Source organism: Allobosea sp. TND4EK4, from assembly GCF_900156025.1.
GTDB lineage: Bacteria > Pseudomonadota > Alphaproteobacteria > Rhizobiales > Beijerinckiaceae > Allobosea.
Genome location: NZ_FTMO01000002.1, coordinates 341,469 through 365,801 on the forward strand (window position 1 = coordinate 341,469; position 24,333 = coordinate 365,801).

The window sequence follows — 24,333 nt, forward strand, 5'->3', positions numbered from 1 at the left end:
CCGGCCGCCTCGCCCATCTATAGCGAGCGCCTAGCATTCATTCCGACGCTCGCCAGGCCTCCGCTCGCCCGAACGGACCGGCCTCGCGCGCGCCCGCCGAGACGGTCGAGACCATGCCCAAGCGCACAGACATCAAGTCCATCCTGATCATCGGCGCGGGCCCCATCATCATCGGCCAGGCCTGCGAGTTCGATTATTCCGGGACCCAGGCCTGCAAGACGCTGAAGGCCGAAGGATACCGGATCATCCTGGTCAACTCGAACCCCGCGACGATCATGACCGATCCGGACCTGGCGGACGTCACCTATGTCGAGCCGATCACGCCGGAGGTCGTCGCCAAGATCATCGAGAAGGAGCGCCCCGATGCGCTGCTGCCGACGATGGGCGGCCAGACCGCGCTGAACTGCGCCCTGTCGCTCAACAAGAAGTCCATCCTCCAGCCCGACGGCAGCAAGATCAGCGTGCTGGAGAAATTCGGCGTCGAGATGATCGGCGCCACCGCCGAGGCGATCGACAAGGCCGAGGATCGCGAGCTCTTCCGCGAGGCGATGACCAAGATCGGCCTCGACACGCCGCGCTCGCACCACATCAAGACGCTCGGCCAGGCGCTGGACGCGCTGGAGGATATCGGGCTGCCCGCCATCATCCGCCCCTCCTTCACCATGGGCGGCACGGGCGGCGGCATCGCCTACAACAAGGGCGAGTTCATCGACATCGTCGAGCGCGGCATCGACGCATCCCCCACCAGCGAGGTCCTCATCGAGGAGAGCGTGCTGGGCTGGAAGGAATACGAGATGGAGGTCGTCCGCGACAGGAAGGACAACTGCATCATCGTCTGCTCGATCGAGAATTTCGATCCGATGGGCGTCCACACCGGCGATTCGATCACGGTGGCGCCGGCGCTGACGCTGACCGACAAGGAATACCAGATCATGCGCGACGCCTCGCTGGCGGTGCTTCGCGAGATCGGCGTCGAGACCGGCGGCTCCAACGTCCAGTTCGCGATCGACCCGGCGACCGGCCGCATGATCGTCATCGAGATGAACCCGCGCGTCTCGCGCTCCTCGGCGCTGGCATCGAAGGCCACCGGCTTCCCGATCGCCAAGGTCGCCGCCCGCCTCGCCGTCGGCTACACGCTGGACGAAATCGAGAACGACATCACGGGCGGCGCCACCCCGGCCTCCTTCGAGCCGACGATCGACTACGTCGTCACCAAGATCCCGCGCTTCGCCTTCGAGAAGTTCCCGGGCTCCGAGCCGACGCTGACCACCGCGATGAAGTCCGTCGGCGAGGCGATGGCGATCGGCCGCACCTTCCAGGAATCGCTGCAGAAGGCGCTGCGCTCGCTGGAGACCGGTCTCGACGGCCTCGACGAGATCGAGGTCGAGGGCCTCGGCCTCGGCGACGACAAGAACGCCGTCAAGGCCGCGATCTCGACGCCGACGCCCGACCGCATCCTGCATGTCGCGCAGGCGATGCGCCTCGGCTTCACCGACGAGCAGATCCATGAGAGCTGCAAGATCGACCCCTGGTTCCTCGCCCAGATGCGCGGCATCGTCGAGACCGAGGAGAAGATCCGCAAGTTCGGCCTGCCGACGACGCCCGGCGCCTTCCGCCAGATCAAGGCGATGGGCTTCTCCGACAAGCGGCTCGCCGCCGTCGCCGGCAAGAGCGAGGCCGAGGTGCGCGAGCTTCGCCGCTCGCTGGAGGTCCGCCCGGTCTACAAGCGGATCGACACCTGCGCGGCCGAGTTCGCCTCGCCGACCGCCTATATGTACTCGACCTACGCGATGCCCTTCGTGGGCAAGGCGGCCGATGAGGCGCAGCCGTCCGACCGCAAGAAGGTCGTGATCCTCGGCGGCGGCCCCAACCGCATCGGCCAGGGCATCGAGTTCGACTATTGCTGCTGCCACGCCTGCTACGCGCTCAAGGATGCGGGCTACGAGACCATCATGGTCAACTGCAATCCGGAGACGGTCTCGACCGACTACGACACCTCGGACCGGCTCTATTTCGAGCCCCTGACCGCCGAGGACGTGCTGGAAATCCTTGAGACCGAGAAGCAGAAGGGCACGCTGCACGGCGTCATCGTCCAGTTCGGCGGCCAGACCCCGCTGAAGCTCGCCAATGCGCTGGAGGAGGCCGGCATCCCGATCCTCGGCACGTCTCCGGACATGATCGACCTCGCCGAGGACCGTGATCGCTTCAAGCGCCTGCTCGACAAGCTGCAGCTGAAGCAGCCGAAGAACGGCATCGCCTATTCGGTGGAGCAGGCGCGCCTGATCGCGGCCGAGCTCGGCCTGCCCTTCGTCGTGCGCCCCTCCTATGTGCTGGGCGGACGGGCGATGGCGATCATCCGCGACGAGCCGATGTTCGAGGATTATCTGCTCGGCACGCTGCCTTCGCTGATCCCCTCCGAGGTCAAGGCGAAGTACCCGAACGACAAGACGGGCCAGATCAACACGGTCCTGGGCAAGAACCCGCTGCTGTTCGACCGCTACCTGTCGGATGCGATCGAGGTCGATGTCGATTGCCTCAGCGACGGCAAGGACGCCTTCATCGCCGGCATCATGGAGCATATCGAGGAGGCCGGCATCCACTCGGGCGACTCGGCCTGCTCGCTGCCGCCGCGCTCGCTGGCGCCTGAGATCATCGCCGAGCTGGAGCGCCAGACCAAGGCGATGGCGCTGGCGCTCGATGTCGGCGGGCTGATGAACGTGCAATATGCGATCAAGGACGGCGTGATCTACGTGCTGGAGGTCAATCCGCGGGCCTCGCGCACCGTGCCCTTCGTTGCCAAGGTCATCGGCAAGCCCATCGCCAAGATCGCCGCCCGGATCATGGCGGGCGAAACCCTGGCGGGCTTCGGGCTGAAGGCGCAGAAGCTTGGCCATGTCGGGGTCAAGGAGGCGGTGTTCCCCTTCGCGCGCTTCCCCGGCGTCGACGTGCTGCTCGGGCCGGAGATGCGGTCCACCGGCGAGGTCATCGGCCTCGACCGCTCCTTCGACGTCGCCTTCGCCAAGAGCCAGCTCGGCGCCGGCTCGAAGGTGCCGGTCAAGGGCACGCTCTTCGTCTCGGTGCGGGACGACGACAAGCCGCGCATTGTCGAATCGGTCCGCATGCTCGCGGGCCTCGGCTTCCGCATCCTCGCGACCGGCGGCACGCTGCGCCTGCTGCAGGAGGAGGGCATCGACGTCGCCCGCATCAACAAGGTGCTGGAAGGCCGGCCCCATGTCGTCGACGCGATCAAGAACGGCGAAATCCAGCTGATCTTCAACACCACGGAAGGCCCGCAGGCGCTGACAGATTCCCGTTCGCTACGACGCGCGGCCCTCTTGCACAAGGTGCCCTATTATACCACCTTGGCGGGCGCGATCGCGGCAGCGGAAGGCATCAAGGCCTATAGCAGCGGCGATCTCGAGGTACGATCGCTGCAATCCTACTTCGAAGACGTGGCCTGATTTCGGGCAAGTCCGCGCGGTGTTGCTCCGCGCGGTTTTAGAAGTCGAAGCGGAAGCGTGGGACACCGGTGGCCGATGCGGCCGGTGCGGCCCGCGCTTTCGAAGCTTACGGGACGGAAAGAATGGAAAAGGTTCCCATGACGGCCGGCGGTTTCGCCGCCCTGGAAGCAGAGCTGAAGGACCGGCAGCAGGTCCAGCGTCAGCGCATCATCACGGCCATCGCCGAGGCGCGCGCATTGGGCGACCTGTCCGAGAACGCCGAGTACCACGCGGCGAAAGAGGCGCAGTCCCTGAACGAGGGCCGCATCATGGAGCTCGAATCGCTGATCGGCCGCGCCGACATCATCGACGTCTCGAAGCTGGGCGGCGACACGATCAAGTTCGGCGCCACCGTCAAGCTGATCGACGAGGATACCGAGGAAGAGAAGTCCTACCAGATCGTCGGCGAGCCGGAATCGGACGTGAGATCCGGCAAGGTCTCGATCGGCTCGCCGATCGCGCGCGCCCTGATCGGCAAGAAGATCGGCGACTCGGTGCAGGTCAACACGCCCGGCGGCGGCAAGGCCTACGAGATCGTCGACGTCGTCTTTCGCTGATCGCACCGGGCGCATCTCGACTGCGCCCCTGCATGGCCCCCTCACGATCACGCCGCTGCGACCGGGCTGGCAAAGCGCCAACGGCATGACCACATCGAAGCAAGCGACCTTCGGAGACCCGTCATGACCACACGCCGCCATTTTCTCGGCCTCGCCGCAGCCGGTGCTGCCCTTGCCCTCCTGCCTGCGGCGCTCGCGCCAGCCTTGGCGCGCCCGGCGCGTGCCGTGGCGAGGCCCGTCACGATCATCTTCGCGCCGAGTGTCGCAGAAGCCTGGGGCCGCAATCTCGGCCTCGTCCGCTCCGAGCTCGAATCGACGCTGGCCAGCATCCTCGGCTCGCGCTTCGCCGGCAGCGGCCACAGGCTCGTGGTGTCGGTGAACAGCCTCTGGCTCTCCGGCAATGGCGGCAATGGCGGCCGGGTCCGCGATGGCGGCGGCGCCGCAGACATCATGGAAAGCGTCGCCACGCTCTACGACGCCTCTGGCCGTGCGGTCGGGTCCTGGCCGATCCGCTCGACCGAGTTCGCAGACGGCATGGCCCGCGGCCTGCCGAACCTCGACCAGCTTCGTCTGGAAGCCCTGGCCCGCAACAACGCCTGGTGGATCAAGCGCTACGTCGAGGCGTGAGACAGGGATCGCCGGCTGCCGCTCGGGTGATCGGCGGCCGCGACACCTTCTCCGTCATCCTAGACCAGCCGCGAAGCGGCGTGCTCACCCGAACGGAACGATCGGCTCGTCCTTGACCCGGTCGAGCGCGAGCCCGGTCCGAACGTTGCGGACATTCGGCAGCGCGGTCAGCTCGCCGACGAAATCCTGGAACGCCTTCAGGTCGGGCGCCACGCATTTCAGGATGAAGTCGATGTCGCCCGACAGCGTCCAGCATTCCCGTACCGGCGCCCATTCGCGGATGCGCGCCTGGAAGGCGGAAAGATCGGCCTCCGCCTGGCTCGCCAGATGCACGAAGGCGAAGCAGACCACCTCAAAGCCCAGCGCGCGCTCGTCGAGATCGGCATGGTAGCCGCGGATCAGCCCGGCTTCTTCCAGTGCGCGCACGCGGCGCAGGCAGGGCGGCGGCGAGATGCCGACCCGGCTGGCGAGCTCGACATTGGTCATGCGCCCGTCGGCCTGAAGCTCGCGCAGGATCCGCAGGTCGATATCGTCGCGTTTGGCGGCCAAGGATCGTCCCTGATCGGGTGCGGGGAAAGACCGCGCTGGTGTAGACGCCGCCGCCGGGCGATACAAGGCGAATGCCGCCGTCCGACGCCGCCATGCACGCGAATCCCGAGCCGACCGTCTGGGTGCTGACCGACGGAAAAGCCGGCGACGAGCTGCAATGCCTGGGCGTGGCCGAGCGTCTGGCCCCCTCTCCGGTGATCCGCCGCGTCGCCCCGCGCAAGCCGTTCGCCTGGCTGATGCCGCGCGGGCCGATCGACCCCCGCGAGGCACCGGACCGCCCCGGCAGCCCCCTCTCGCGCCCCTTTCCCGATATCGCCATCGCCTCGGGTCGGCGCGCGGTGGCCTATCTGCGCGCGCTGAAGAAGGCCTCGAACGGCGCGACCTTCACCGCCTTTCTCAAGGACCCGCGCACCGGCCCCTCCGCGGCAGACCTGATCTGGGTGGCGGAGCACGACCGTTTGCGCGGCGACAACGTCCTCGTCACCCCGACAGCGCCGCACCGGCTGACACAGGAGAAGCTGGCCGCCGCGCGCGCCGCCCCGCCGCCCTTCATCGCGGCCCTGCCCCGCCCGCGCGTCGCCGTGCTGGTGGGCGGCGACAGCCGGCACCACCGCTTCACCGCTCCCGATATCGCCCGGCTCTCCGGGGGTCTGGATGCGCTGGCAGCGAGTGGCGCCAGCCTCATGGGCTCACCATCCAGGCGCACACAGGCCCCGCTGGCAGAGGCGGTCGCCGCGATTTTCGCCCGCCATGGCGGCTGGTGGTGGGACGGCAAGGAGGAGAACCCGTTCCTCGCCCTGCTCGCCAATGCCGACGCGATTCTCGTCACCGCCGACTCCACCAATATGCTCGGCGAGGCGACCGCGACCGGAAAACCCGTGCTGGTCTTCGAGCCCTCGGGAGGCCATCCCAAGATCACGGCGCTCATCGCCAATCTGATCCGCGCCGGCGCCGCGCATCCTTTCCGTGGACAGCTCGACGGCTCCCCCTATGCGCCGATGGACTCCACGCCAGTCATCGCCGATGCGATAAGACGAGGATGGCTGCGCCACCGATCCGAGCTGGGGCTCGCGGGCTCTTGAACCGCGCGCTCCTTGTCCGGCATCGTCGCGCGCGTATCTGACGGTATCGGGCGCGGCCTCGCCGCGCGGAAGGAAGAAAGACGATGGCCCACACCCACGCCCGCGTCATGATCATCGGCTCCGGCCCGGCCGGCTACACCGCGGCCATCTACGCCGCCCGCGCGATGCTGGAGCCTGTCCTGATCTCCGGCCTGCAGCAGGGCGGCCAGCTCACCATCACCACCGATGTCGAGAATTATCCCGGCTTCGCCGACCCGATCCAGGGCCCCTGGCTGATGGAGCAGATGCGCGCCCAGGCGGAGCACATGGGCACGAAGATGGTCTTCGACCATATCGCCAGGGTCGACCTGTCGCAGCGACCCTTCCGGCTCTGGGGCGATGCGGGCGAGACCTATTCCTGCGACGCGCTGATCATTGCCACCGGCGCCCAGGCGAAATGGCTGGGCCTGCCCTCGGAGCAGGCCTTCCAGGGCTTCGGCGTCTCGGCCTGCGCCACCTGCGACGGCTTCTTCTTCCGCAACAAGGAGGTCGTGGTCGTCGGCGGCGGCAACACCGCGGTCGAGGAGGCGCTCTATCTCGCCAATCTCGCCAGCAAGGTGACGCTGGTCCACCGCCGCGATTCGCTGCGTGCCGAACGCGTGATGCAGGAGCGCCTGTTCAAGCATCCGAAGATCGAACTCGTCTGGGACAGCGAGATCGCCGAGATCTGCGGCGCGACGCAGCCTCCAAATGTCACCCATCTGCGCCTGCGCAACCTCAAGAGCGGTGCAGAGAGCGAGCTGAAGGCCGACGGCGTCTTCATCGCGATCGGGCACAAGCCCGCGACGGACCTCTTCGCGGGACAGCTCACCATGCGCGAGAGCGGCTATCTCGACGTCGAACCCGGCACGACCAATACCAACATCCCCGGCGTCTTTGCGGCCGGCGACGTCACGGACGAACATTATCGGCAGGCGGTGACGGCGGCCGGCATGGGCTGCATGGCCGCGCTCGACGCCGAGCGTTGGCTGCTCGCCAGCGCCCTCGATCAGCGTGACGCGGCGGAGTGAGGCCGGAGAGGATGATCCATCACGCAAATTGATGGATCATCTCACCAGATTCAGTCCCAAAAAGAACAATCTCCGCCAAGCAGACATTGACGCACAAGGACTTTACCCCCCAACATGCGCGAAACGCATAACGGGGGACGCGCGGTGGATTGGGACCGCATTCGCATTTTTTATACGGTCGCGGAGTCGGGCAGCTTCACCAAGGCTGGCGACGTCCTTGGCTTGAGTCAATCGGCCGTCAGCCGCCAGATCGGTGCGCTGGAGCGTGAGCTGCGCGCGCCGCTTTTTCACCGGCACACCCGCGGCCTGATCCTGACCGAACAGGGCGAGCTGCTCTGGCGTGCGGCCCGGGAGATGACGCAGCGGCTGGAGCGCACCCGCTCGCAGCTCTCCGAGACCCGCGAGCATCCGTCGGGCGAGCTCAAGGTCACCGCCACGCGCGGCCTGGGCGGCCATTGGCTCACGCCGCGCCTGGCCGAGTTCCTGGATCTGTACCCCGACATCCGCGTCGAGCTGATCCTGACCGACGAGGAACTCGACCTGTCGATGCGCGAGGCCGACATCGCCATCCGCCTGCGGCAGCCGCAGCAGCCGGACCTGATCCAGCGCAAGCTCTTCACGGTGCATTTCCACGTCTACGCCGCACCGGCCTATGTGAAGCGCTTCGGCGAGCCCAAGAGCTATGACGACCTCGACAACCACCGCATCCTGTCCTTCGGTGGAACCTCGCCCTCCTATCTGACGGCGGTGCACTGGCTCGGCACCATCGGCCGCGACCAGCGCAATCCGCGCCCCGTCCATCTGACCGTGAACAACATCACGGCGATGAAGCGGGCCGTGGACTCCGGAGCGGGTATCGCGGTGCTGCCGGACTACCTGATCGAGCCGGGCTCGCCGCTGGTGCAGATGATGCGGGAAACCGAGATGCCGCAGCTCGAGAGCTATCTGGTCTATCCCGAGGAAATGAAGTCGGTCGCGCGCGTCCAGGTCTTCCGGGACTTCCTGATCCAGAAGGCGCAACGCTGGACCTATTGAGCCGACGCACCGAGCGTTCGTCAGCCTGAACCCGCTGCCTGATTCTTGGGCGGCGGGTTTTCCGTTCGGGGCGCCCTCCAGTCGGATCGAGCCTCGAGCCGATATGCCGCTCCGGTGGGCCGAACCGTCTGCGACTGGCCCTCTGCGGAGCATTCCATCGTGCTCAATCTGCGTCGAGCGCATATTTCTCAATCATTTACAGTCAAATTAGTCCCATTCGGGCCCTAGCCATGCAATTTGCGCATGACAGACCCAAGCTATGCTGCATTGCAAAACGGCAGGGCCTGCACAATATTGAAGCCACGGTTGTTCGAAACGGGCTCCGCAATCTCCTCCCGGCGTTGAGTTCGTTTCAGCCGTTCCCCTCTGAGATGTTTGGCGGTTGAGCCAGATGTTTCAAACTTACAAAGCCGGCTCCCGAAAGGGATGCCGGCTCTTTTTTTGTCGCGCGGTCTGCGTTCGAAGGCCGCACCGCCATGCTGGGCTTGCTGTCGAATGACGCGGCGGGCCGGCACCAGTTCGGCCGAGCTCAAAGAAAAAGGCACCGCTCGTTCGAGCGATGCCTTTGTACCCTCGGACGGGGCCCGTCAGGCCGCGAACCTGCCCGCGATCTTGGCGACGTTGTCGAGGAAGCCCTTCAGGAAGGCATGGGTGGTCTCGTCCGTCACATTGTGCTCGGCGTCGAACATCCCGTCCTTGTAGTTGATGAAGACCTGGCTGCCGACGACGACCCCGGCGAGATTGGTCATGATCATGCGCAGCTCCTGCTGGGCCGCGGCGGTGCCGACAGCGCCGCCGCTGGTACCGGTGACGGCCACGACCTTCCCGGCCCAGGAGCTCTTGCCATAGGGCCGCGAAGCCCAGTCGATGGCGTTCTTGAGCACGGCGGGAATCGCGCGGTTGTGTTCCGGCGTCACGATCAGGATGGCGTCGGCCGCCTCGATCTCGCGCTTCAGCCGCAGCGTCGGCTCGGGCCGGTTGGGCTCGAGGTCCTGGTTGAACATCGGCAGATCGTCGATCTGAACGAAGGACGATTCGAAAGCTCCTTCGCCGAGCTTGGCCAGCGCCTGCGCCAGCTTGCGGTTGATCGACTCGCGGCGGTTGCTGCCGACGACGATGGCGAGCTTCAGTTTGGCCATGATACCCTCGAAACGGAGTTGAAGGCCGCGACACTAGCGGCGCGGGGGCTGGACGCAAGCGCTCGCCCGCAAGCCCATCATTGCAGCGTCCCAAGCAGCAAGCGCTCAGCGCGAACCGGGCCGCGCGGCCAGCGGCAAGGCATCGAACAGGCTGGGTTCGGCGCTGGTCCGGGCCTTTTCGATGGTCAGGATCCTGAGTTTGGTTTCGACGCCGCCATCCGCGGAGAAGCCGCCTGTCTTGCCGCCGGCCGCCAGGACACGGTGACAGGGCACGATGATCGGCCAGGGGTTCTGGCCGAGCGCGACGCCGACCGCCCTCGCCGCTCCCGGCTCGCCCAGGCGCTGCGCGACCTCGCCATAGGTCAGCGTCTCGCCATGCGGGATCGCGAGCGCGATCTCGTAGACCTTGCGGTGGAACGCCGGGACGGTCTCGATCGCGAGTGGAAGATCCGAAAGATCCCGCTTCTCCCCGGCGAACAGGGCCTGGATGCCTGCGACCGCCCCAGCGACGAAGCCTTCCGCAGCCGCCTCGCTGGCTTCCGGAAAGCGCCGTGCCAGCCGGTGCCGTGCAGCCCCCTCATCGCCCTCGGGGAGCTGCGCACCGATGAAGCGCTCGCCCTCCCAGGCCAGCGCGCAGATGCCGATCGCGGTCTCGAAGAGATGGAAATGCTGGGTCACGATATCAGTCTCGGGCAGAGCAAGCGCTGACCCGAGAGTCATGGGCAGCCGGTGCCCGGGTCAAGCCCGGGCATGACGAGCGCCGTCAGCGGCTCACATGAAGAGCTTCTCGCCCTCCAGCCCCTTGTAGAGCCCGGCAACCTGCTCGCCATAGCCGTTGTAGATCAGTGTCGGCCGCCGTTCGCGCGAACCCAGCACCTGCTCGCTCGCCTGGCTCCAGCGCGGATGCGGCACGGCCGGGTTCACATTGGCCCAGAAGCCGTATTCGGAGGCCTGCAGCCCCTCCCAGAAGGTCTTGGGGCGCTCCGCGACGAAGCTGATCTTGCGGATCGACTTGACCGATTTGAACCCGTATTTCCACGGCGTGATCAGGCGGATCGGCGCGCCGTGCTGCGTCGGCAGCGGCTTGCCGTAGATGCCTGTGACCAGCAGCGGCAGCTCGTTCGTGGCCTCCGCGATCGTCAACCCCTCGGTATAGGGCCAGGGATACCAGCGCTGGTTCTGCCCCGGTGCGACGCGCGGATTCATGAAGGTCTCGAAGCGGATGTATTTGGCGCCGGAAAGCGGCTTCGCCATCGCCACGAAGGACGCCAGCGGAATGCCGGTCCACGGCACCGCCATCGCCCAGGCCTCGACGCAGCGGAAGCGATACAGCCTTTCCTCGAGCGGCAGCTTGCGCACGAGATCGTCGAAACCGATCTCGAAAGGCTTCTCGACAAGGCCGTCGACCTGGATCGACCAGGGCCGCACCGGCAGTTTCTGCGAAGCGTCGACAATGTCCTTCGACATGCCGAATTCGTAGAAATTATTGTAGTTCGCCGCGTCTTCCGCCTTGGTCAGCGGCACGTCGAGCTTGTAGGCCTCGTTGCGCCTGGCCGGGTAGAGATCGAGCGTCGGGTCGGCCGCCTGCGCGGCGGCGAGGCTTGGCAGCGCAGCCGCCCCGGCGAGGCCAGCGGCCCCCGCCATGAGCTCGCGGCGATTGAGGAACACGCTCTCCGGCGTGGCCTCGCTTTCCGGCATTTCCCAGCCGGCACGGCGCTTGATCAGCATGACGGACCTGTCTCCGCTTTCGTTGAAGGCCGTTAGGCCACGAAAGCGGAGACGCGGCAATTCACGAGGGGGAGAGGAAGGAAGGGCAATGGGCGATCGGACTTTTCCCGATTGCCTATTGCCGACGGCCCCGAACTCAGCCCCGCGCCTCCAGCGCCTTGACGATCGCCTGGCCCATCTCGGTCGTCGACACCGCATTGGCGCCCGGCGCGGCGATGTCCTTGGTGCGGGTGCCGGAGCCGAGCACGTCGGCGATCGCGCCTTCGAGGCGGTCGGCCGCCTCGCCATTGCCGAAGGAATAGCGCAGCGCCATCGCAAAGGAGCCGATCATCGCGATCGGGTTGGCGAGGCCCTTGCCGGCGATGTCGGGCGCCGAGCCGTGGACGGGCTCGTAGAGCGCCTTGCGCTTGCCGGTGGCGGGATCCTCGGCGCCGAGCGAGGCGGAGGGCAGCATGCCGAGCGAGCCGGTCAGCATCGCCGCCACGTCCGAGAGAATGTCGCCGAAAAGGTTGTCGGTGACGATGACGTCATACTGCTTGGGCCAGCGCACGAGCTGCATGGCGCAGTTGTCGGCCAGCACATGCTCGAGCTCGACATCGGCATAGTCCTTGGCGTGCAGCGCGGTCACCGTCTGCTTCCAGAGCACGCCGGTCTTCATGACGTTGTGCTTCTCGGCCGAGGAGACCTTGTTGCGGCGCGTGCGCGCCAGCTCGAAGGCGACGCGGCAGATACGGTCGATCTCCGGTGTGGTGTAGAGCTGCGTGTCGACGCCGCGCTTCGAGCCGTCCTCGAGCGTCACGATCTCCTTCGGCTCGCCGAAATAGACGCCGCCGGTGAGCTCGCGCACGATCAGGATGTCCAGCCCCTCGACGACCTCGGGCTTCAGCGACGAGGCCGAGGCGAGCGCCGGATAGCAGATCGCCGGACGCAGGTTCGCGAACAGGCCGAGATCCTTGCGCAGGCGCAGCAGCCCGGCTTCCGGGCGGTGCTGGTAGGGAACATCCGCCCATTTCGGCCCGCCGACGGCGCCGAACAGCACGGCGTCCGCCTCCTGCGCCAGCTTCATGTCGCCTTCGGAGATCGCCTGCTTGTGCGCGTCATAGGCCGCGCCGCCGACCAAGCCCTTCTCGATCTCGAAGGAGCCGAGCCCCTGCTTGGCGAACCAGGAGACGATCTGCTCGACCTGGCCCATCACCTCGGGGCCGATCCCGTCGCCGGGGAGCATCAGGAGCTTGTGGGTCGCCATGGTCGTCTCGCCTCGTCTGGGAAATCCGTTTCCTCGCGCGGCTGCTTAGAGCATCGGCCCGGAAAGGGGAATGCTCTGGCGGCAATCCGGCGTACCGCCGGGCGCATCGGCACGAGGCTTGGACCCTGACGCGGTGGAAAGGGGCGAAACCCATGCTTCGTCCCGGAATGTGACGGACCGGCTTCACGATGACACGCTCGAAACGACTGCTCTGGACGCTGCCCATCCTGGCAGCAACCGCACTCGGGAGCTGGCGCTATGCCATCGGCAGCACGCATGGCCATACGCCCGAGGCCGTGAAGGCGATGACCTTCGCGCCCTATGCGACGCAGAAGGCGCTCTATCATGTCACCGAGGGCAGCGGCCTGATCGGCCATGGCCGCTATCGCAACCTGCTGCAGATCGCCCGCAACCATCTGCAGGCGGTCGGCGTCGGCCGCCTCGATCTGCGCATCGTCCTGCAGGGCGACGGCATCGAGTTGCTGGAACTCGCCAGGAGCGACAAGGATCTCGCCGCACGCATCGACGCGCTGAAACGCGATGGCGTGCGCTTCCTGATCTGCCGCAACACGATCATGGGGCATGACCTGGATCCGGCGGACCTCTATGGCGTTGCGCCCGCCGACATCGTCCCGGCCGGCATCGCCGAGGCGGCGTCGCTGGCCCAGCAGGGTTACGTCTATCTCAAGCCGCTCGGCTGAGCGGGTGTGCGGCCATTGGCGCTGCCGCCGATGGCCGCGCTCGCAGACCTCAGCCCGTCTTCTCGATGTTCCAGAAGAACTGCACGGGCGCCAGCACCATGCCCTTGAGGCTGGTGCGATAGGCCATCGGCTGCTGCACCAGCCCGCAGGGCGCATAGGGCACCACCTCGAAGCCGCGCCGCTCGATCTGTGCCGCGATCTCCTTCTGCTTGGCGTCCTCGGGGGTCGCGATCCATTGGTCGCGCAGCCCTTCCATGGTCGGGTCGTCCGGCCAGCCGAAGAAGGCCGAGCTGCCATTGGCGCGCATCAGCGGGTGCAGGGCAGGGTTCAGCGTGTCGGCGCAGGACCAGAGCGTATGGAAGATCGACCAGCCCCCCTGCTCCGGCAGGCCGCGATTGGCGCGCCGGCCGATGAAGCTCGCCCAGTCGGTGGCGACGAGGTCGCAAGCGATGCCGAGCTTCTTCAGCAGGTCCTGGGTCACCATGCATTGCTGATAGGCGATGGGCTGGTCGGACGGGGCAAGCAGCACGACCTTCTCGCCCCTGTAGCCCGCCTCCCTCAGCATGGCCTTGGCCTTCTCCAGATCGCCCGGCAGCGCCTCCTTGCCGCCGGCGCCGGTCGACATCGGCGAGCCGGGCGTGAAGAAGGTCTTGGCTTCCTGATAGTAGGCCTTGTCGCCGACCACGGCGTCCATGTAGTCGCTCTGCTGGATCGCGGCCATCACCGCCCGTCGCACGCCCGGATTGTTGAAGGGCGCCTGCATATGGTTGAAGCGCATCACCAGGAACAGCCCCAGCGGCACGTTCCTGATCACAACATCCTTGCTCTTGTACAGCACCGGCAGCAGGTCGACCGGCGGCTGCTCGTACCAGTCCACCTCGCCCTTGGTCAGGGCACCGACCGCGGCGCCCGGCTCGGTCAGCGCCAGCCACTCGATCCGGTCGATCTTTGCCACCTTGCCGCCCGCGGCCCAGGATGGCTCTTCCTCGCGCGGCTTGTACTCGGCGAAGCGCTCATAGACCGCGCTCTGGCCGGGCACCCATTGCTTGTCGGCGAAGCGCCACGGCCCGGAGCCGATGGCTTCGGTGATCGGCCTCATCGCATCGGTCAGCGCGATCCGCTCCGGCATGATGAAGGGCACGTTGGAGGAGAGCTTGCCGAGCGCCGCCGGCAGCATCGGGAAGGGCTTCTTCAGCCTGACGCGGAAGCTGCGCTGGTCGATCGGCTCATAGGCCTCGACGAAGGTCGCGAAAGTCTGGCCGAAGGCGTCGCGCTTCGACCAGCGGGCGATCGAGGCGATGCAGTCCCTGGACGTGACGGGCTGCCCGTCATGGAAGGCGAGCCCTCCGCGCAGCGCGAAGCTCCAGCTCAGCTCGTCCGGCGCGGTCTCCCAGCTCTCCACCATCTGCGGCTTGATGCCGAACTGGGCATCGGTCGCGAACAGAGTGTCATATATCAGGTAGCCATGGTTCCGGATGACATAGCTCGTCAGCGTGATCGGATCGAGCGAGGGCAGCGGCGTCGAGGGGATGAAGCGCAGGGCAGCAGAACTTCCTTGCGAAAAGCTGGCATTCGGCATGAAGGCAGAAGCGGCAAGCGCGCTCGTCCCCTTGAGCACCGTGCGACGGCTCGTTGTCATGATCGTCTCCCCTGATCTGTAGCCCGCCTTCTGAGCCAGCGGTTGCACGCAAGAGATATACCAGATCGGCGCCGACGGGAGCCCGTCTATCGGCTCAGTCGCGCGGTCACCTCGATCTCGACCTTCATCTCGGGCTTCAGCAGCCCGGCAACGACATAGATGCCCGCCGCCGGCCGGATCTCGCCGAAGACCTCGCCGCAGACGGTCAGCACCGGCTCGCAATGGACGCGGTCGGTGACGAAATACTGGGCACGCACCACCTGCGCGAGCGAGGACCCGGCGTCCGCCAGCACGCCCTCGAGCGTGCGGAAGATGTTCCGCGCCTGCTCGGCGGCATCCTCCGGCATCGTCATCGTGGCGTAGTCGTAGCCGGTGGTGCCCGAGACAAAGACAAGGTCGCCGTCGATCACGGCGCGCGAATAGCCGAAGGCGCGCTCGAAGGGCGAGCCGGTGGAAATCAGGCGGCGCATGGGAGTTCTCCGAATGAAACGGCCGTCATCCCGTGCGACCGGAAGGAGACCCGGGATCCATGCCGCACCGGTTCAGGCATGGATCCCGGATTGGCGCCGCTCACGCGGCTTGTCCGGGATGACGCGGTTTTCGCCGTACAGGAAAGGAAGACGCAGACCACCGGTTTTCTGCGAATGCTAGACCCGCCCGCTCTTCAGCGCGCGCAGCACCTTCTCGCCAGGCCGCCCGGTCTGCTGCATGCCCATCTTGGCTTCGACATCCTTGATCGCGGCGCGTGTCAGCGAACCCACCGCCCCATCCGGCTCGCCGACATTGTAGCCGCGGGCGATCAGCAGGCGCTGCAATTCCCGGCGCTGCTCGCGCGAGAGCGGCAGGTCGTCGGTCGGCCATTGCCCCTGCACACCCGGCTTCCCGCGCAGCCGGTCGGAGAGGAGCGAAATGGCGAGCGCATAGGAATCCGCACCGTTGTAGCTGTAGGCGGCATCGTAGTTCTTGAAGACGAGGAAGGCTGGCCCCTCCCGCCCCGCGGGCATCAGCAGCCCGGCATTGCCGGTCCCATCGAGCCGGGCGCCGTTGTATTTGACGATGCCCTCGGCCGCCCAATGCGAGAGCGGCTTCTTCGGATTGCGGCCGGTCGGGCCGCGATAGCCGTCGGGCACACGCACCTCGTAGCCCCAGGTCGCGCCGGTCACCCAGCCCGCCTTGTCCATGAAATTGGCGGTGGAATGCAACGCGTCGGCGACCGAGTCGACGAGGTCGCGCCGCCCATCCCCGTCGCCATCGACGGCGAGCCTGAGATAGGTCGAGGGGATGAACTGGGTGTGGCCGAAGGCACCCGCCCAGGAGCCCGTCAGCCGCTCGGGCCGGACGTCGCCGCGCTGGATGATCTTCAGCGTCGCGATCAGCTCGCCCCTGAAGAAGGCGTTGCGGCGCGGCGCGTAGCAGGCGCCGGTGGAGAGTGCCTGCACCAGAGGCATCTTGCCGCGCGCCTTGCCGAAATCGCTCTCGACGCCCCAGACGGCCGCGATGGTGTGGCGGTCGACGCCGAAGCGCTGCTCGGCGGCGGCGAAGACGGAGGCGTATTGGCGCAGCATGGTGCGGCCTTCCGCGACCTTCTCGTCATCGACGAGCGTGCCGAGATAGTCCCAGATCGGCGTCTTGAACTCCGGCTGGTTGTTCATCGCCTCGATGACCTTCATGTCCGGCTCCACGCCGGACATGGCGCTGTCGAACACGCTGGTCGAGACACCGGCGGCCGAGGCGGCCGAGCGCAGGCCGGACAGGCAGGACTGGAAACTGCCCTGCGCGCTGGCGGAGCCGGCACTGAGGGCGAAAGCAAGGGCCGCAGCCGAGCAAAAAGCGATATGGGAGGCGCGCATGGTCTCCACCGATTCGAGGGCAGTTGCCGGCAGGCTAGGCGGTCATGGTTAAGGGAGGTTAACGTCGGCGCAAGAGCGGCGCGGCGCGGCAAAACGCGTTATGCGGGTCTCCCGCCGCCCCGCGATTCGCCTGCCATGCCCGCCGCCCCCGTCGAACTCATCGGCTTTGCCGCCGCGACGCTCACCAGCCTGTGCTGGCTGCCGCAAGCCTGGCGCACGATCCGGACCCGCGACACGCGCGCCATCTCGCTGTGGACGCAGGTCCTCTTCGCCTGCGGCGTCGTGCTCTGGCTGGCCTATGGCGTGCTGATCGTTTCGTGGCCGGTCATCGCGGCGAACGCCATGACGCTCACCCTCGTTCTCGCCATCATCGGCATGAAGCTGCGCTTCGGCTGATTCCCGCCAATCCTCGACTTCCTTCGTGCAGACTTAAGAGACATCCCTTGCGCACCCTGCTTGCCGTCGCCGCGCTTCTCGCCGGCACCGCGCCCCTGCTCGCCGGCCCGACCTGCAGCCCGGGCGACCCGTCCGCCCAGATCCTCGCTTCCGCCACGATCGGCGACGTGCATCCGGCCTTCAGCCACAAGCGCGTCGCCTATGGCTGGTCGCTTCAGGTGAAGCGGGAGGACCATGACGATGCCGGCATGACCTATTATGTCGGCGACCTCTATGATGCGCAGGGCAGGCTCTCGACGAAAAACGTCTTCGTGCTGGAGAACGAATGGGATTGCGGGCCGTAAGGGTTCAGTTCGCCGGCCTGACCCGCAGCACCTTCCCATCATCCTCGTCCGTGACGAGATAGATGAAACCGTCTGGCCCCTGCCGGACATCCCGGATGCGCGCTCCGATATCGGTGAGCAGCCTCTCCTCGCCGGTGACCTTTTCGCCATCGGTAGACAGCCGCGCGAGCTGGCTGCCGGCCAGCGCGCCCACGACGAACGAGTTCTTCCAGGCCGGCCAGACCGCGCCGGTGTAGAACGCCGCGCCTGAAGGCGCGATCGACGGGTCCCAGTAGAACAGCGGCTGTTCCATGCCCGGTTTGGCCGTGCCCTCGCCGATCTTGGTGCCGGAATAGTCCACGCCATAGCTGATGACCGGCCAGCCATAATTCAGGCCCGCCTTCGGCGTGTTGACCTCGTCTCCGCCGCGCGCGCCGTGCTCCGCCGTCCAGAGCTGGCCCGTATCCGGGTGCAGCGCTGCGCCCTGCACGTTCCGATGGCCGACCGACCAGATCTCCGGCGCCCAGCCCGGCTTCTTCGGGTTGTCGTCCGGCACGCTGCCGTCAGGGCGGATGCGGACGAGCTTGCCGATATGGTTCTCGGGGTTCTGCGCCTGGTCGCGCTGGCTGAAGCGCTCGCCCAGCGTCACGAACAGCGCGCCGGTTCGGTCGAAGACCAGCCGCGAGCCGAAATGCATGGTGGAGTTCACGGTCGGCATCTGCCGGAAGATCACGGCTGTATCGGCCAGAGCCGTGCCCTGTTCGTTGAGCCGCCCGCGCGCGACGCTGGTGCCGTTGCCGTTGGCGCGAGGCTCCGCGAAGGAAAGATAGACGAGGCGGTTGCGGGCGAAATCCGGGTCGAGCGCGACATCGAGCAGACCGCCCTGCCCGCGCGACATGACATTCGGCACGCCGGTGATCGGCCGCGAGAGCTTGCCGTCCTTCGCGATGAGCCGCAGGCGGCCCGGCCGCTCCGTCACCAGCATCTGCCCGTCGGGCAGGAAGGCGAGCGCCCAGGGATGCTCGAGCCCGCTCGCCACGGTTTCGACGGCGAGGTCCCCGGCGCTCGACGGGTAGCGCTTCTGGGCCGAGGCCGGCCCCTGCCAGAAGGCGAGGCAGAGCCCTGCCGCCAGCGCCGCAGCGATCGTTCCGGTCTTTCGCATCCGCATCCTCCCTGTCTGCGCCGCAGATAGGGAGAACGAGGCAGGGCGCCAATCGTTGCTCACGCCCTTGTCAGGACGGAGCCGGCCGCGCCCTCGAGTTTATTCCGGCTTCACGCCCGCATCGGCGATGATCCGCTTCCAGGTCGCGATTTCCTGGAGATGGTAGGGGCGGAACGCCGCCGGGTCGCGCACTTTCAGGCTGAAGCCGAGCTTCACGATCGCGTCGCGGGTCGCCGGCTTGTTCAGCGAGGCGATAATCGCCTTGGAGAGCGTGTCGAGCACCGGCTCCGGCGTCTTCGCAGGGGCGAAGAAGGCGGCCCAGGATTCGGCGTCGGCATTGGTCACGCCCTGCTCGCGCAGCGTCGGCAGGGCCTTGGCCTGCGCGTTGCGTTCGGGGCTCGCGATGGCGAGCCCGCGCAGCGTGCCGGCGTTGATCTGCTCCAGAACGCTCGGCAGCGTCGAGTTGGCGATGTCGATGCGCCCGCCGACCAGCTCCTGCACCAGAGGCGCCGCACCCCGGAACGGAACATGCGTCATCTTGATGCCGGTGCGCTGCATGAAGAGCTCCATCGCCAGATGGGAGCCGGAGCCGACGCCGGTCGAGCCGTAATTGAGCTTGCCGGGATCGGCCTTGGCGAGCGCGATCAACTCCTGGATGTTCTTGGCGGGCAGGTCCTTGCGCACCACGAAGGCGTGTTCGAAGGCCCCGACGCCGGCGAGCGGCGCGAAATCCTTCACCGCGTCGTAGCCAGGGTCCTTCAGCAGGAACATGTTGTTGCCATGCGTCTGGTTGTTGCCGAAGACGATGGTGTAGCCGTCCGGCGCCGCATGGGCGACGGCACGGGTGCCGACCGCACCCGAGGCGCCCGCGCGGTTGTCGACAAGCACGTTCTGGCCGAAGGTCGCGGAAAGATCCTGCGCCACGAAGCGCGCGATCGCGTCGGTCGGGCCGCCCGCCGGATAGGGCACGATCATCGTCACGACCTTGCTCGGGAAGCTCTGGGCCCGCGCGATCGACGGAGCAAGGATGGCGCCGGCCATCAGGCCGAGCGTGGAGCGGCGGGTCAGCGACATGGCATTCCTCCCGAGGCCCGCTGAAGGTGCGGGGCTGTTTGGTCGGTGCTTTAAGGGGAAAGACGGCAATCGTCCAGCAAGGCGAAAGACTAGCTGTGGCGTGTCAAACCGGCCCGCTTCAGCCGCTGGATGGCGAGGTCGAGGGCCTGCAGGAAGGCGGAACGGTCCTTAGGCGAGAACGGCTTCGGCCCGCCGCCGGCGACGCCCATGGCGCGCAGATCCTCCATCATGTCGCGCGTCGCCAGCGCCATGCCGATCGAGGCCTCGGTGAAGGGCTTGCCGGTCGGGCCGATGACCTCCGCGCTCGCCTTGATGCAGCGATCGGCGAGCGGAATGTCCCCGGTGACCACGATGGCGCCCCGGCCGACGCGATCGGCGATCCAGTCATCGGCCGCGTCGAAATTGCCGGGCACGATCACGCGCTCGATCCAGGGCTCGCGCGGGACGTTGAGAAAGCTGTTGGCCACGACATAGACGTGCAGCCCGTGCCGGCCGGCGACGCGGTAGATCTCGTCCTTCACCGGGCAGGCGTCGGCATCGACATAGATCGCGATCGGTGTGGGGGCTTCCATGGCGAGGAGCGCATCGCAGCAGGCGCCCGAACGCGCAAGCCTGAAAGTCTCCGCCGCGCAATGAAAGAATTGTCGTGCGCCGGCTGCATCGAAAGCCTAGGCTCACCTCCTGCTTCGACATGACGTGCTCCGGCTTTCGCCGGACCGGCCGCGGCAGGCGAAAGCCGGCCAGCCATGAGCGGAACCTCCCATAGTCTACCGACGACGGATCCGGCGCGATCGGGCCCGGATCTGCCTTCGCGCGCTCAGCCCCTCCCGGCCTGAGCGAAGCGTGATTTGACCAGCAAGGAGCAGCACGATGGCCAAAGGTGAACAGCGCGGCAACCGCGAGGCGAAAAAGCCCAAGAAGGACAAGCCCAAGGCCGCGGCCGCGGCACCCTCCAGCCTCGCCGCCGTGATGGCGAAGGCCGATACGCAGAAGCAGAAGAAGAAATAGCCCGGCCGGTCGTCAGTCGGTCTCGGGCACCTCATCCGTCCAGACCCTGAAACCGGTCAGCGTGTTGGGGCCGAAGGAGGTCGCGATCGCCACATCCGCCGCGTCGCGGCCACGCGCGATCAGCACGCGGCCGATGCGGGGCACGTTGTTGCGCGGATCGAACATCTGCCAGCCACCCTCCAGATACGCCTCGAACGAGGCCGCGAAATCGCCCGGCGGCCAGGGCTTGGGCGTCCCCATATCGCCGAGATAGCAGGTGCAGTAGCGCGCCGGGATGTTGAGCGCGCGGCAGAAGGCGATGGCCAGATGCGCGTAGTCGCGGCAGACGCCCCGGCCTTCGCGATAGGCCTCGGACGCCGAACGCGTCACGCTGGCATCGTTGTAGTCGAAGGCGATGCGCTGATGGACGAAGTCGCAGATCGCCTGGACACGGGGCGCGCCGGGCTGCGTATGCCCGAAGAGCTGCCAGGCCAGGTCCAGCATGCGATCGCTGTCGCAGAAGCGGCTGGCCAGCAGGAAGACGATGCACTCCTCCGGCAGATCCTCGACCGGAACCTGGCCGGCGCTGCGGTCGAACGCCTCCGGCAGGCCGCTATCGGCGATGATCGCATCGGCGGAGATCCGGACCTTGCCCTGCGGCGCCAGCACCCGGCTGCACCAATTGCCGAACCCGTCGCGATAGGCGCGGATCGGCACGGAGGGGCGGATGCGCATGTGGTCGGGCGTGACGAGATCGGAGAACCGGCTGAAATGCACGTTCAGCATCAGGATCATCGGGGTGGGTTGGGGAAGATCGTAGTCGAGCTCGTAGCCGATCCTGATTTTCACACGATACCTTCTGCGCGGCGATCCGCGCCGTCATGGGTGGCCCCCGCCAGCCCGGCCATCATACACATTTCCGGCCAGGCTGGCGCACATCATCTTGATCGGGCTTGAAGCGCACCCTCCCGCCGCGCCCCGGCGTCGCATTCACCACGCTGACGCCAGGCATCACGCAGTCTGGCTTGCGATGCCGGCGCGCGGAGCCTAAAGCACGCACGCGCCCGACAGGCGCGTGCAGTCCGCATCCCGGAGATCAGTCCCATGGCCTTTCTTGCCGACGCCCTGAAGCGCGTAAAGCCGTCTGCGACCATCACGATCACGCAGAAGGCCCGCGACCTGAAAGCCCAGGGCAAGGACGTGATCTCGCTCTCGGTCGGAGAGCCGGATTTCGACACGCCGGACAATATCAAGGAAGCCGCCATCGCGGCGATCCGGCGCGGCGAGACCAAGTACACGCCGGTTTCCGGCATTCCGCAGCTGCGCGAGGCGATCACCCGCAAGTTCAAGCGCGAGAACGGGCTCGACTACAAGCCGAGCCAGACCATCGTCTCCACCGGCGGCAAGCACGTCATTTACAACGCCCTGCTGGCCACGCTGAATCCCGGCGACGAGGTCATCTGCGTCTCGCCCTACTGGGTCTCCTATCCCGAGATGGTGGCGCTGTGCGGCGGCACCCCGACCTTCGCCGAGACGAAGATCGAGAACGAGTTCAAGCTGCAGCCGGAAGAGCTCGAGCGCGCGATCACGCCCAAGACCAAGTGGGTGATCCTGAATTCGCCGTCGAACCCCTCGGGCGCCGCCTATAGCCGCGCCGAGATGAAGAAGCTCACCGATGTCCTGATGCGCCACCCGCATGTCTGGGTGCTGACCGACGACATGTACGAGCACCTCGTCTATGGCGAGTTCGAGTTCGTCACCCCGGCGCAGGTCGAGCCCGGCCTCTATGACCGCACGCTGACCATGAACGGCGTCTCGAAGTCCTACGCCATGACCGGCTGGCGCATCGGCTACGCGGCCGGCCCGCAGCATCTGATGAACGCCATGGACCTCGTCCAGGGCCAGCAGACCTCGGGCACCTCGGCGATCTCGCAATGGGCCGCCGTCGAGGCGCTGGACGGCACGCAGGAGCACATCCCGGTCTTCAAGAAGGCCTTCGAGCGCCGGCGCGACCTCGTCGTCTCCATGTTGAACCAGACGCGCGGCCTGGTCTGCCCGAAGCCGGAAGGCGCCTTCTACGTCTATCCCGACTGCTCGGCCCTGATCGGCAAGACGATGCCGAACGGCAAGGTCATCGAGACCGACGAGGACCTCGTCATGGGCATCCTCGAGACGGAGGCCGTCGCCGCCGTGCACGGCTCCTCCTTCGGCCTCGGACCGAACTTCCGCATCTCCTACGCCACCTCGGACGAGAAGCTGGAAGAGGCCTGCCGCCGCATCCAGCGCTTCTGCGCCGAGCTGCGCTGAGACCGATGCTCGCGGGCGCCCTGACGCGCCGCCTGTTGCTGGCCGGGGGCTTCACGCTCCCGGCCGCTTTCGTTCTGGGTCAGGCACCTGCGCCTTCGGGCCTGCCGGCCCGTGAGGCGTTCGAGTTGCTCCGGGCCGGCCGCATCGTGCTGGTCGACATCCGCTCGCCCGGGGAATGGGCCGATACCGGCCTGCCGCAGGGAGCCATTCCCTATGATCTGGATGCGACCGCCTTCGACGTCAGGCTCGCCGGCCTGCGCCTCGACAATCCGGGCAAGCGCATCGCCCTGATCGACAGGACAGGCGCCCAGGCCGCGGCGACGGTGCAGAAACTCGGCGGCCGGGGCTGGCGCGATCTCGTCGCGGTGCGCGGCGGTATGCTCGGCCCGGGTGGCTGGCTGGCGGAGAAGCTGCCGGTGGTGGGGTATCCTTAAGCAACGGCCGTCATGCTCGGGCTTGCCCCGAGTATCTCGAGCGGAAAAAGGCGCCTCTCCCGGAAGGAGATTCTCGGATCTGCGCTGCGCGCCGACCGAGACTGACGGCAGAAGTCAGCCTTGGCCGTGCGCCTTCAGCAGATCCGGCCGCCGCTCCCGTGTGATCCGCTCAGCCTCCGCCCGCCGCCATTTGGCGATCCGGGCGTGGTCGCCGGAGAGGAGCGCCTCGGGCAGGCCGCGCCCCTCCCATTCGCGGGGCCGCGTATAATGCGGATATTCGAGCAGCCCGTTCTCGAAGCTCTCATCCTCGCCGGAGGCGACCTTGCCCATCACGCCGGGGATCAGCCGCACGCAGGCATCGAGCAGCGTCAGCGCCGCCATTTCGCCGCCGGAGAGGATGTAGTCGCCGATAGAGATCTCGGTCAGCCCGCGCCCCTCGATCACCCGCTCGTCCACGCCCTCGAAGCGCCCGCAGACGATGACGACGCCCGGCCCCACCGCCCAGTCGCGCACCATCGCCTGCTGCAAGGGCCTCCCGCGCGGAGACATCAGCAGGCGCGGGCGGGTATCCTCCGCCGGCACGGCCGCATCGATCGCCGCCGCCAGCACGTCGCAGCGCAGCACCATGCCCGCCCCGCCGCCGGCCGGGTTGTCGTCGACATTGCGGTGGCGGCCGATGCCGTGCTCGCGGATCTGGTGGGTGTCGAGCGACCACAGCCCCTTCCGCAGCCCCTCGCCCGCCAGCGAGAGGCCGAGCGGGCCGGGAAACATCTCCGGATAGAGGGTGAGGATGGAGGCGCGGAAGGTCATGTTTCGGATGGTATCAGACATGAGATGAAACGCGTCGTCGTCCCGGGCGGAGCAAAGTGAAGACCCGGGATCCATGCCGGAACCGTTCAGGCATGGATCCCGGATCGGCGCCGCTGACGCGGCTTGTCCGGGATGACC

The 24,333-nt window shown here is 67.1% G+C and carries 25 protein-coding genes; 12 read left to right on the forward strand and 13 right to left on the reverse strand.

Annotation, left to right across the window (positions count from 1 at the left end; translation table 11 throughout):
- Positions 1–113 precede the first annotated feature (113 nt).
- The 3 genes from carB to BW981_RS06615 all read left to right on the forward strand — a co-directional run bounded on the left by carB (position 114) and on the right by BW981_RS06615 (position 4,684).
- A complete protein-coding gene (gene carB, locus BW981_RS06605; protein ID WP_076437404.1) occupies positions 114–3,461 on the forward strand; it encodes a carbamoyl-phosphate synthase large subunit in 3,348 nt (1,115 codons plus the stop codon).
- A gap of 122 nt (positions 3,462–3,583) precedes the next feature.
- On the forward strand, positions 3,584–4,057 hold the full coding sequence (gene greA / locus BW981_RS06610; protein ID WP_076437405.1) for a transcription elongation factor GreA: 474 nt from the start codon (positions 3,584–3,586) through the stop codon (positions 4,055–4,057).
- A gap of 123 nt (positions 4,058–4,180) precedes the next feature.
- Positions 4,181–4,684 carry a hypothetical protein gene (locus BW981_RS06615; protein ID WP_076437407.1) on the forward strand — a complete coding sequence of 168 codons (504 nt, stop codon included), beginning with the start codon at positions 4,181–4,183 and terminating at the stop codon, positions 4,682–4,684.
- Between the two features lie 84 nt (positions 4,685–4,768).
- Here BW981_RS06615 and BW981_RS06620 read toward each other — a convergent pair whose 3' ends face one another.
- On the reverse strand, positions 4,769–5,233 hold the full coding sequence (locus tag BW981_RS06620; protein WP_076437409.1) for an Lrp/AsnC family transcriptional regulator: 465 nt from the start codon (positions 5,231–5,233) through the stop codon (positions 4,769–4,771).
- 92 nt (positions 5,234–5,325) lie between these two features.
- Here BW981_RS06620 and BW981_RS06625 point away from each other — a divergent pair, with 92 nt between their 5' ends.
- The 3 genes from BW981_RS06625 to BW981_RS06635 all read left to right on the forward strand — a co-directional run bounded on the left by BW981_RS06625 (position 5,326) and on the right by BW981_RS06635 (position 8,399).
- Positions 5,326–6,315: a mitochondrial fission ELM1 family protein gene (locus BW981_RS06625; RefSeq protein WP_076437791.1), complete on the forward strand. Its 990-nt coding sequence runs from the start codon at positions 5,326–5,328 to the stop codon at positions 6,313–6,315.
- Between the two features lie 83 nt (positions 6,316–6,398).
- Entirely contained in the window at positions 6,399–7,364 is a 966-nt protein-coding gene (gene trxB, locus BW981_RS06630; RefSeq protein ID WP_076437411.1) for a thioredoxin-disulfide reductase, read from the forward strand.
- A gap of 144 nt (positions 7,365–7,508) precedes the next feature.
- A complete protein-coding gene (locus tag BW981_RS06635) occupies positions 7,509–8,399 on the forward strand; it encodes a LysR family transcriptional regulator (RefSeq protein ID WP_076437413.1) in 891 nt (296 codons plus the stop codon).
- A 587-nt stretch (positions 8,400–8,986) separates the two neighbouring features.
- Here BW981_RS06635 and BW981_RS06640 read toward each other — a convergent pair.
- The 4 genes from BW981_RS06640 to leuB all read right to left on the reverse strand — a co-directional run bounded on the left by BW981_RS06640 (position 8,987) and on the right by leuB (position 12,512).
- Positions 8,987–9,538 (reverse strand): NADPH-dependent FMN reductase, encoded by a 552-nt coding sequence (locus BW981_RS06640; RefSeq protein WP_076437414.1) that lies wholly within the window; start codon positions 9,536–9,538, stop codon positions 8,987–8,989.
- 105 nt (positions 9,539–9,643) lie between these two features.
- Positions 9,644–10,258 (reverse strand): methylated-DNA--[protein]-cysteine S-methyltransferase, encoded by a 615-nt coding sequence (locus tag BW981_RS06645; protein ID WP_175624063.1) that lies wholly within the window; start codon positions 10,256–10,258, stop codon positions 9,644–9,646.
- Between the two features lie 51 nt (positions 10,259–10,309).
- Positions 10,310–11,266: a protein-methionine-sulfoxide reductase catalytic subunit MsrP gene (gene msrP, locus BW981_RS06650; protein WP_076437416.1), complete on the reverse strand. Its 957-nt coding sequence runs from the start codon at positions 11,264–11,266 to the stop codon at positions 10,310–10,312.
- A 136-nt stretch (positions 11,267–11,402) separates the two neighbouring features.
- The gene (gene leuB / locus BW981_RS06655) at positions 11,403–12,512 is read right to left on the reverse strand and encodes a 3-isopropylmalate dehydrogenase (protein WP_076437418.1); all 1,110 of its coding nucleotides are present in this window, start codon (positions 12,510–12,512) and stop codon (positions 11,403–11,405) included.
- 188 nt (positions 12,513–12,700) lie between these two features.
- Between leuB and BW981_RS06660 the strand changes: the two genes are divergently transcribed.
- On the forward strand, positions 12,701–13,213 hold the full coding sequence (locus BW981_RS06660; RefSeq protein WP_083712209.1) for a DsrE family protein: 513 nt from the start codon (positions 12,701–12,703) through the stop codon (positions 13,211–13,213).
- Between the two features lie 49 nt (positions 13,214–13,262).
- On the opposite strand, the gene BW981_RS06665 is transcribed toward BW981_RS06660, so the two are convergent.
- The 3 genes from BW981_RS06665 to BW981_RS06675 form a co-directional block, all read right to left on the reverse strand.
- Positions 13,263–14,852 carry an ABC transporter substrate-binding protein gene (locus BW981_RS06665; protein ID WP_076437420.1) on the reverse strand — a complete coding sequence of 530 codons (1,590 nt, stop codon included), beginning with the start codon at positions 14,850–14,852 and terminating at the stop codon, positions 13,263–13,265.
- An 86-nt stretch (positions 14,853–14,938) separates the two neighbouring features.
- Positions 14,939–15,322 (reverse strand): RidA family protein, encoded by a 384-nt coding sequence (locus BW981_RS06670; RefSeq protein ID WP_076437421.1) that lies wholly within the window; start codon positions 15,320–15,322, stop codon positions 14,939–14,941.
- 177 nt (positions 15,323–15,499) lie between these two features.
- Complete coding sequence (locus BW981_RS06675) at positions 15,500–16,702, reverse strand: lytic murein transglycosylase (RefSeq protein WP_076437795.1); 1,203 nt, start codon at positions 16,700–16,702, stop codon at positions 15,500–15,502.
- A gap of 135 nt (positions 16,703–16,837) precedes the next feature.
- Here BW981_RS06675 and BW981_RS06680 point away from each other — a divergent pair, with 135 nt between their 5' ends.
- Together BW981_RS06680 and BW981_RS06685 are read left to right on the forward strand one after the other, a co-directional pair.
- The gene (locus BW981_RS06680) at positions 16,838–17,098 is read left to right on the forward strand and encodes a SemiSWEET family sugar transporter (RefSeq protein ID WP_076437423.1); all 261 of its coding nucleotides are present in this window, start codon (positions 16,838–16,840) and stop codon (positions 17,096–17,098) included.
- Between the two features lie 47 nt (positions 17,099–17,145).
- Positions 17,146–17,442, forward strand: a complete 297-nt coding sequence (locus BW981_RS06685) for a hypothetical protein (protein WP_076437425.1) — start codon at positions 17,146–17,148, stop codon at positions 17,440–17,442.
- Between the two features lie 4 nt (positions 17,443–17,446).
- On the opposite strand, the gene BW981_RS06690 is transcribed toward BW981_RS06685, so the two are convergent.
- The 3 genes from BW981_RS06690 to BW981_RS06700 all read right to left on the reverse strand — a co-directional run bounded on the left by BW981_RS06690 (position 17,447) and on the right by BW981_RS06700 (position 20,229).
- Positions 17,447–18,589: a PQQ-dependent sugar dehydrogenase gene (locus tag BW981_RS06690; RefSeq protein ID WP_076437426.1), complete on the reverse strand. Its 1,143-nt coding sequence runs from the start codon at positions 18,587–18,589 to the stop codon at positions 17,447–17,449.
- 93 nt (positions 18,590–18,682) lie between these two features.
- Positions 18,683–19,657, reverse strand: a complete 975-nt coding sequence (locus BW981_RS06695; RefSeq protein WP_076437428.1) for a Bug family tripartite tricarboxylate transporter substrate binding protein — start codon at positions 19,655–19,657, stop codon at positions 18,683–18,685.
- Between the two features lie 89 nt (positions 19,658–19,746).
- Positions 19,747–20,229: a YaiI/YqxD family protein gene (locus BW981_RS06700; protein WP_076437430.1), complete on the reverse strand. Its 483-nt coding sequence runs from the start codon at positions 20,227–20,229 to the stop codon at positions 19,747–19,749.
- A 298-nt stretch (positions 20,230–20,527) separates the two neighbouring features.
- Between BW981_RS06700 and BW981_RS23005 the strand changes: the two genes are divergently transcribed.
- Positions 20,528–20,665 (forward strand): hypothetical protein, encoded by a 138-nt coding sequence (locus BW981_RS23005; protein ID WP_175624064.1) that lies wholly within the window; start codon positions 20,528–20,530, stop codon positions 20,663–20,665.
- A gap of 12 nt (positions 20,666–20,677) precedes the next feature.
- On the opposite strand, the gene BW981_RS06705 is transcribed toward BW981_RS23005, so the two are convergent.
- Positions 20,678–21,493: a transglutaminase-like domain-containing protein gene (locus BW981_RS06705; protein WP_076437431.1), complete on the reverse strand. Its 816-nt coding sequence runs from the start codon at positions 21,491–21,493 to the stop codon at positions 20,678–20,680.
- 255 nt (positions 21,494–21,748) lie between these two features.
- On the opposite strand from BW981_RS06705, the gene BW981_RS06710 reads away from it, so the two are divergent.
- Positions 21,749–22,951, forward strand: coding sequence for a pyridoxal phosphate-dependent aminotransferase (locus BW981_RS06710; RefSeq protein ID WP_076437433.1), 1,203 nt, complete (start codon positions 21,749–21,751; stop codon positions 22,949–22,951).
- 5 nt (positions 22,952–22,956) lie between these two features.
- On the forward strand, positions 22,957–23,385 hold the full coding sequence (locus BW981_RS06715; RefSeq protein WP_076437435.1) for a rhodanese-like domain-containing protein: 429 nt from the start codon (positions 22,957–22,959) through the stop codon (positions 23,383–23,385).
- 114 nt (positions 23,386–23,499) lie between these two features.
- Here the strand turns inward: BW981_RS06715 and trmD are convergent, their stop codons facing one another.
- Positions 23,500–24,216 (reverse strand): tRNA (guanosine(37)-N1)-methyltransferase TrmD, encoded by a 717-nt coding sequence (gene trmD / locus BW981_RS06720; protein WP_076437436.1) that lies wholly within the window; start codon positions 24,214–24,216, stop codon positions 23,500–23,502.
- Positions 24,217–24,333: the final 117 nt, after the last annotated feature.

Coding starts and splice junctions, on each gene's coding strand:
- trxB (WP_076437411.1), top strand. CDS start 6,399: ATGGCCCACACCCACGCCCGCGTCATGATCATCGGCTCCGGCCCGGCC.
- BW981_RS06715 (WP_076437435.1), top strand. CDS start 22,957: ATGCTCGCGGGCGCCCTGACGCGCCGCCTGTTGCTGGCCGGGGGCTTC.
- BW981_RS06670 (WP_076437421.1), bottom strand. CDS start 15,322: ATGCGCCGCCTGATTTCCACCGGCTCGCCCTTCGAGCGCGCCTTCGGC.
- BW981_RS06680 (WP_076437423.1), top strand. CDS start 16,838: ATGCCCGCCGCCCCCGTCGAACTCATCGGCTTTGCCGCCGCGACGCTC.
- BW981_RS06665 (WP_076437420.1), bottom strand. CDS start 14,852: ATGACAACGAGCCGTCGCACGGTGCTCAAGGGGACGAGCGCGCTTGCC.
- BW981_RS06675 (WP_076437795.1), bottom strand. CDS start 16,702: ATGCGCGCCTCCCATATCGCTTTTTGCTCGGCTGCGGCCCTTGCTTTC.
- BW981_RS23005 (WP_175624064.1), top strand. CDS start 20,528: ATGGCCAAAGGTGAACAGCGCGGCAACCGCGAGGCGAAAAAGCCCAAG.
- BW981_RS06645 (WP_175624063.1), bottom strand. CDS start 10,258: ATGACTCTCGGGTCAGCGCTTGCTCTGCCCGAGACTGATATCGTGACC.
- BW981_RS06710 (WP_076437433.1), top strand. CDS start 21,749: ATGGCCTTTCTTGCCGACGCCCTGAAGCGCGTAAAGCCGTCTGCGACC.
- msrP (WP_076437416.1), bottom strand. CDS start 11,266: ATGCTGATCAAGCGCCGTGCCGGCTGGGAAATGCCGGAAAGCGAGGCC.
- carB (WP_076437404.1), top strand. CDS start 114: ATGCCCAAGCGCACAGACATCAAGTCCATCCTGATCATCGGCGCGGGC.
- BW981_RS06615 (WP_076437407.1), top strand. CDS start 4,181: ATGACCACACGCCGCCATTTTCTCGGCCTCGCCGCAGCCGGTGCTGCC.
- leuB (WP_076437418.1), bottom strand. CDS start 12,512: ATGGCGACCCACAAGCTCCTGATGCTCCCCGGCGACGGGATCGGCCCC.
- BW981_RS06640 (WP_076437414.1), bottom strand. CDS start 9,538: ATGGCCAAACTGAAGCTCGCCATCGTCGTCGGCAGCAACCGCCGCGAG.
- trmD (WP_076437436.1), bottom strand. CDS start 24,216: ATGTCTGATACCATCCGAAACATGACCTTCCGCGCCTCCATCCTCACC.
- greA (WP_076437405.1), top strand. CDS start 3,584: ATGGAAAAGGTTCCCATGACGGCCGGCGGTTTCGCCGCCCTGGAAGCA.
- BW981_RS06700 (WP_076437430.1), bottom strand. CDS start 20,229: ATGGAAGCCCCCACACCGATCGCGATCTATGTCGATGCCGACGCCTGC.
- BW981_RS06625 (WP_076437791.1), top strand. CDS start 5,326: ATGCACGCGAATCCCGAGCCGACCGTCTGGGTGCTGACCGACGGAAAA.
- BW981_RS06695 (WP_076437428.1), bottom strand. CDS start 19,657: ATGTCGCTGACCCGCCGCTCCACGCTCGGCCTGATGGCCGGCGCCATC.
- BW981_RS06660 (WP_083712209.1), top strand. CDS start 12,701: ATGACACGCTCGAAACGACTGCTCTGGACGCTGCCCATCCTGGCAGCA.
- BW981_RS06690 (WP_076437426.1), bottom strand. CDS start 18,589: ATGCGGATGCGAAAGACCGGAACGATCGCTGCGGCGCTGGCGGCAGGG.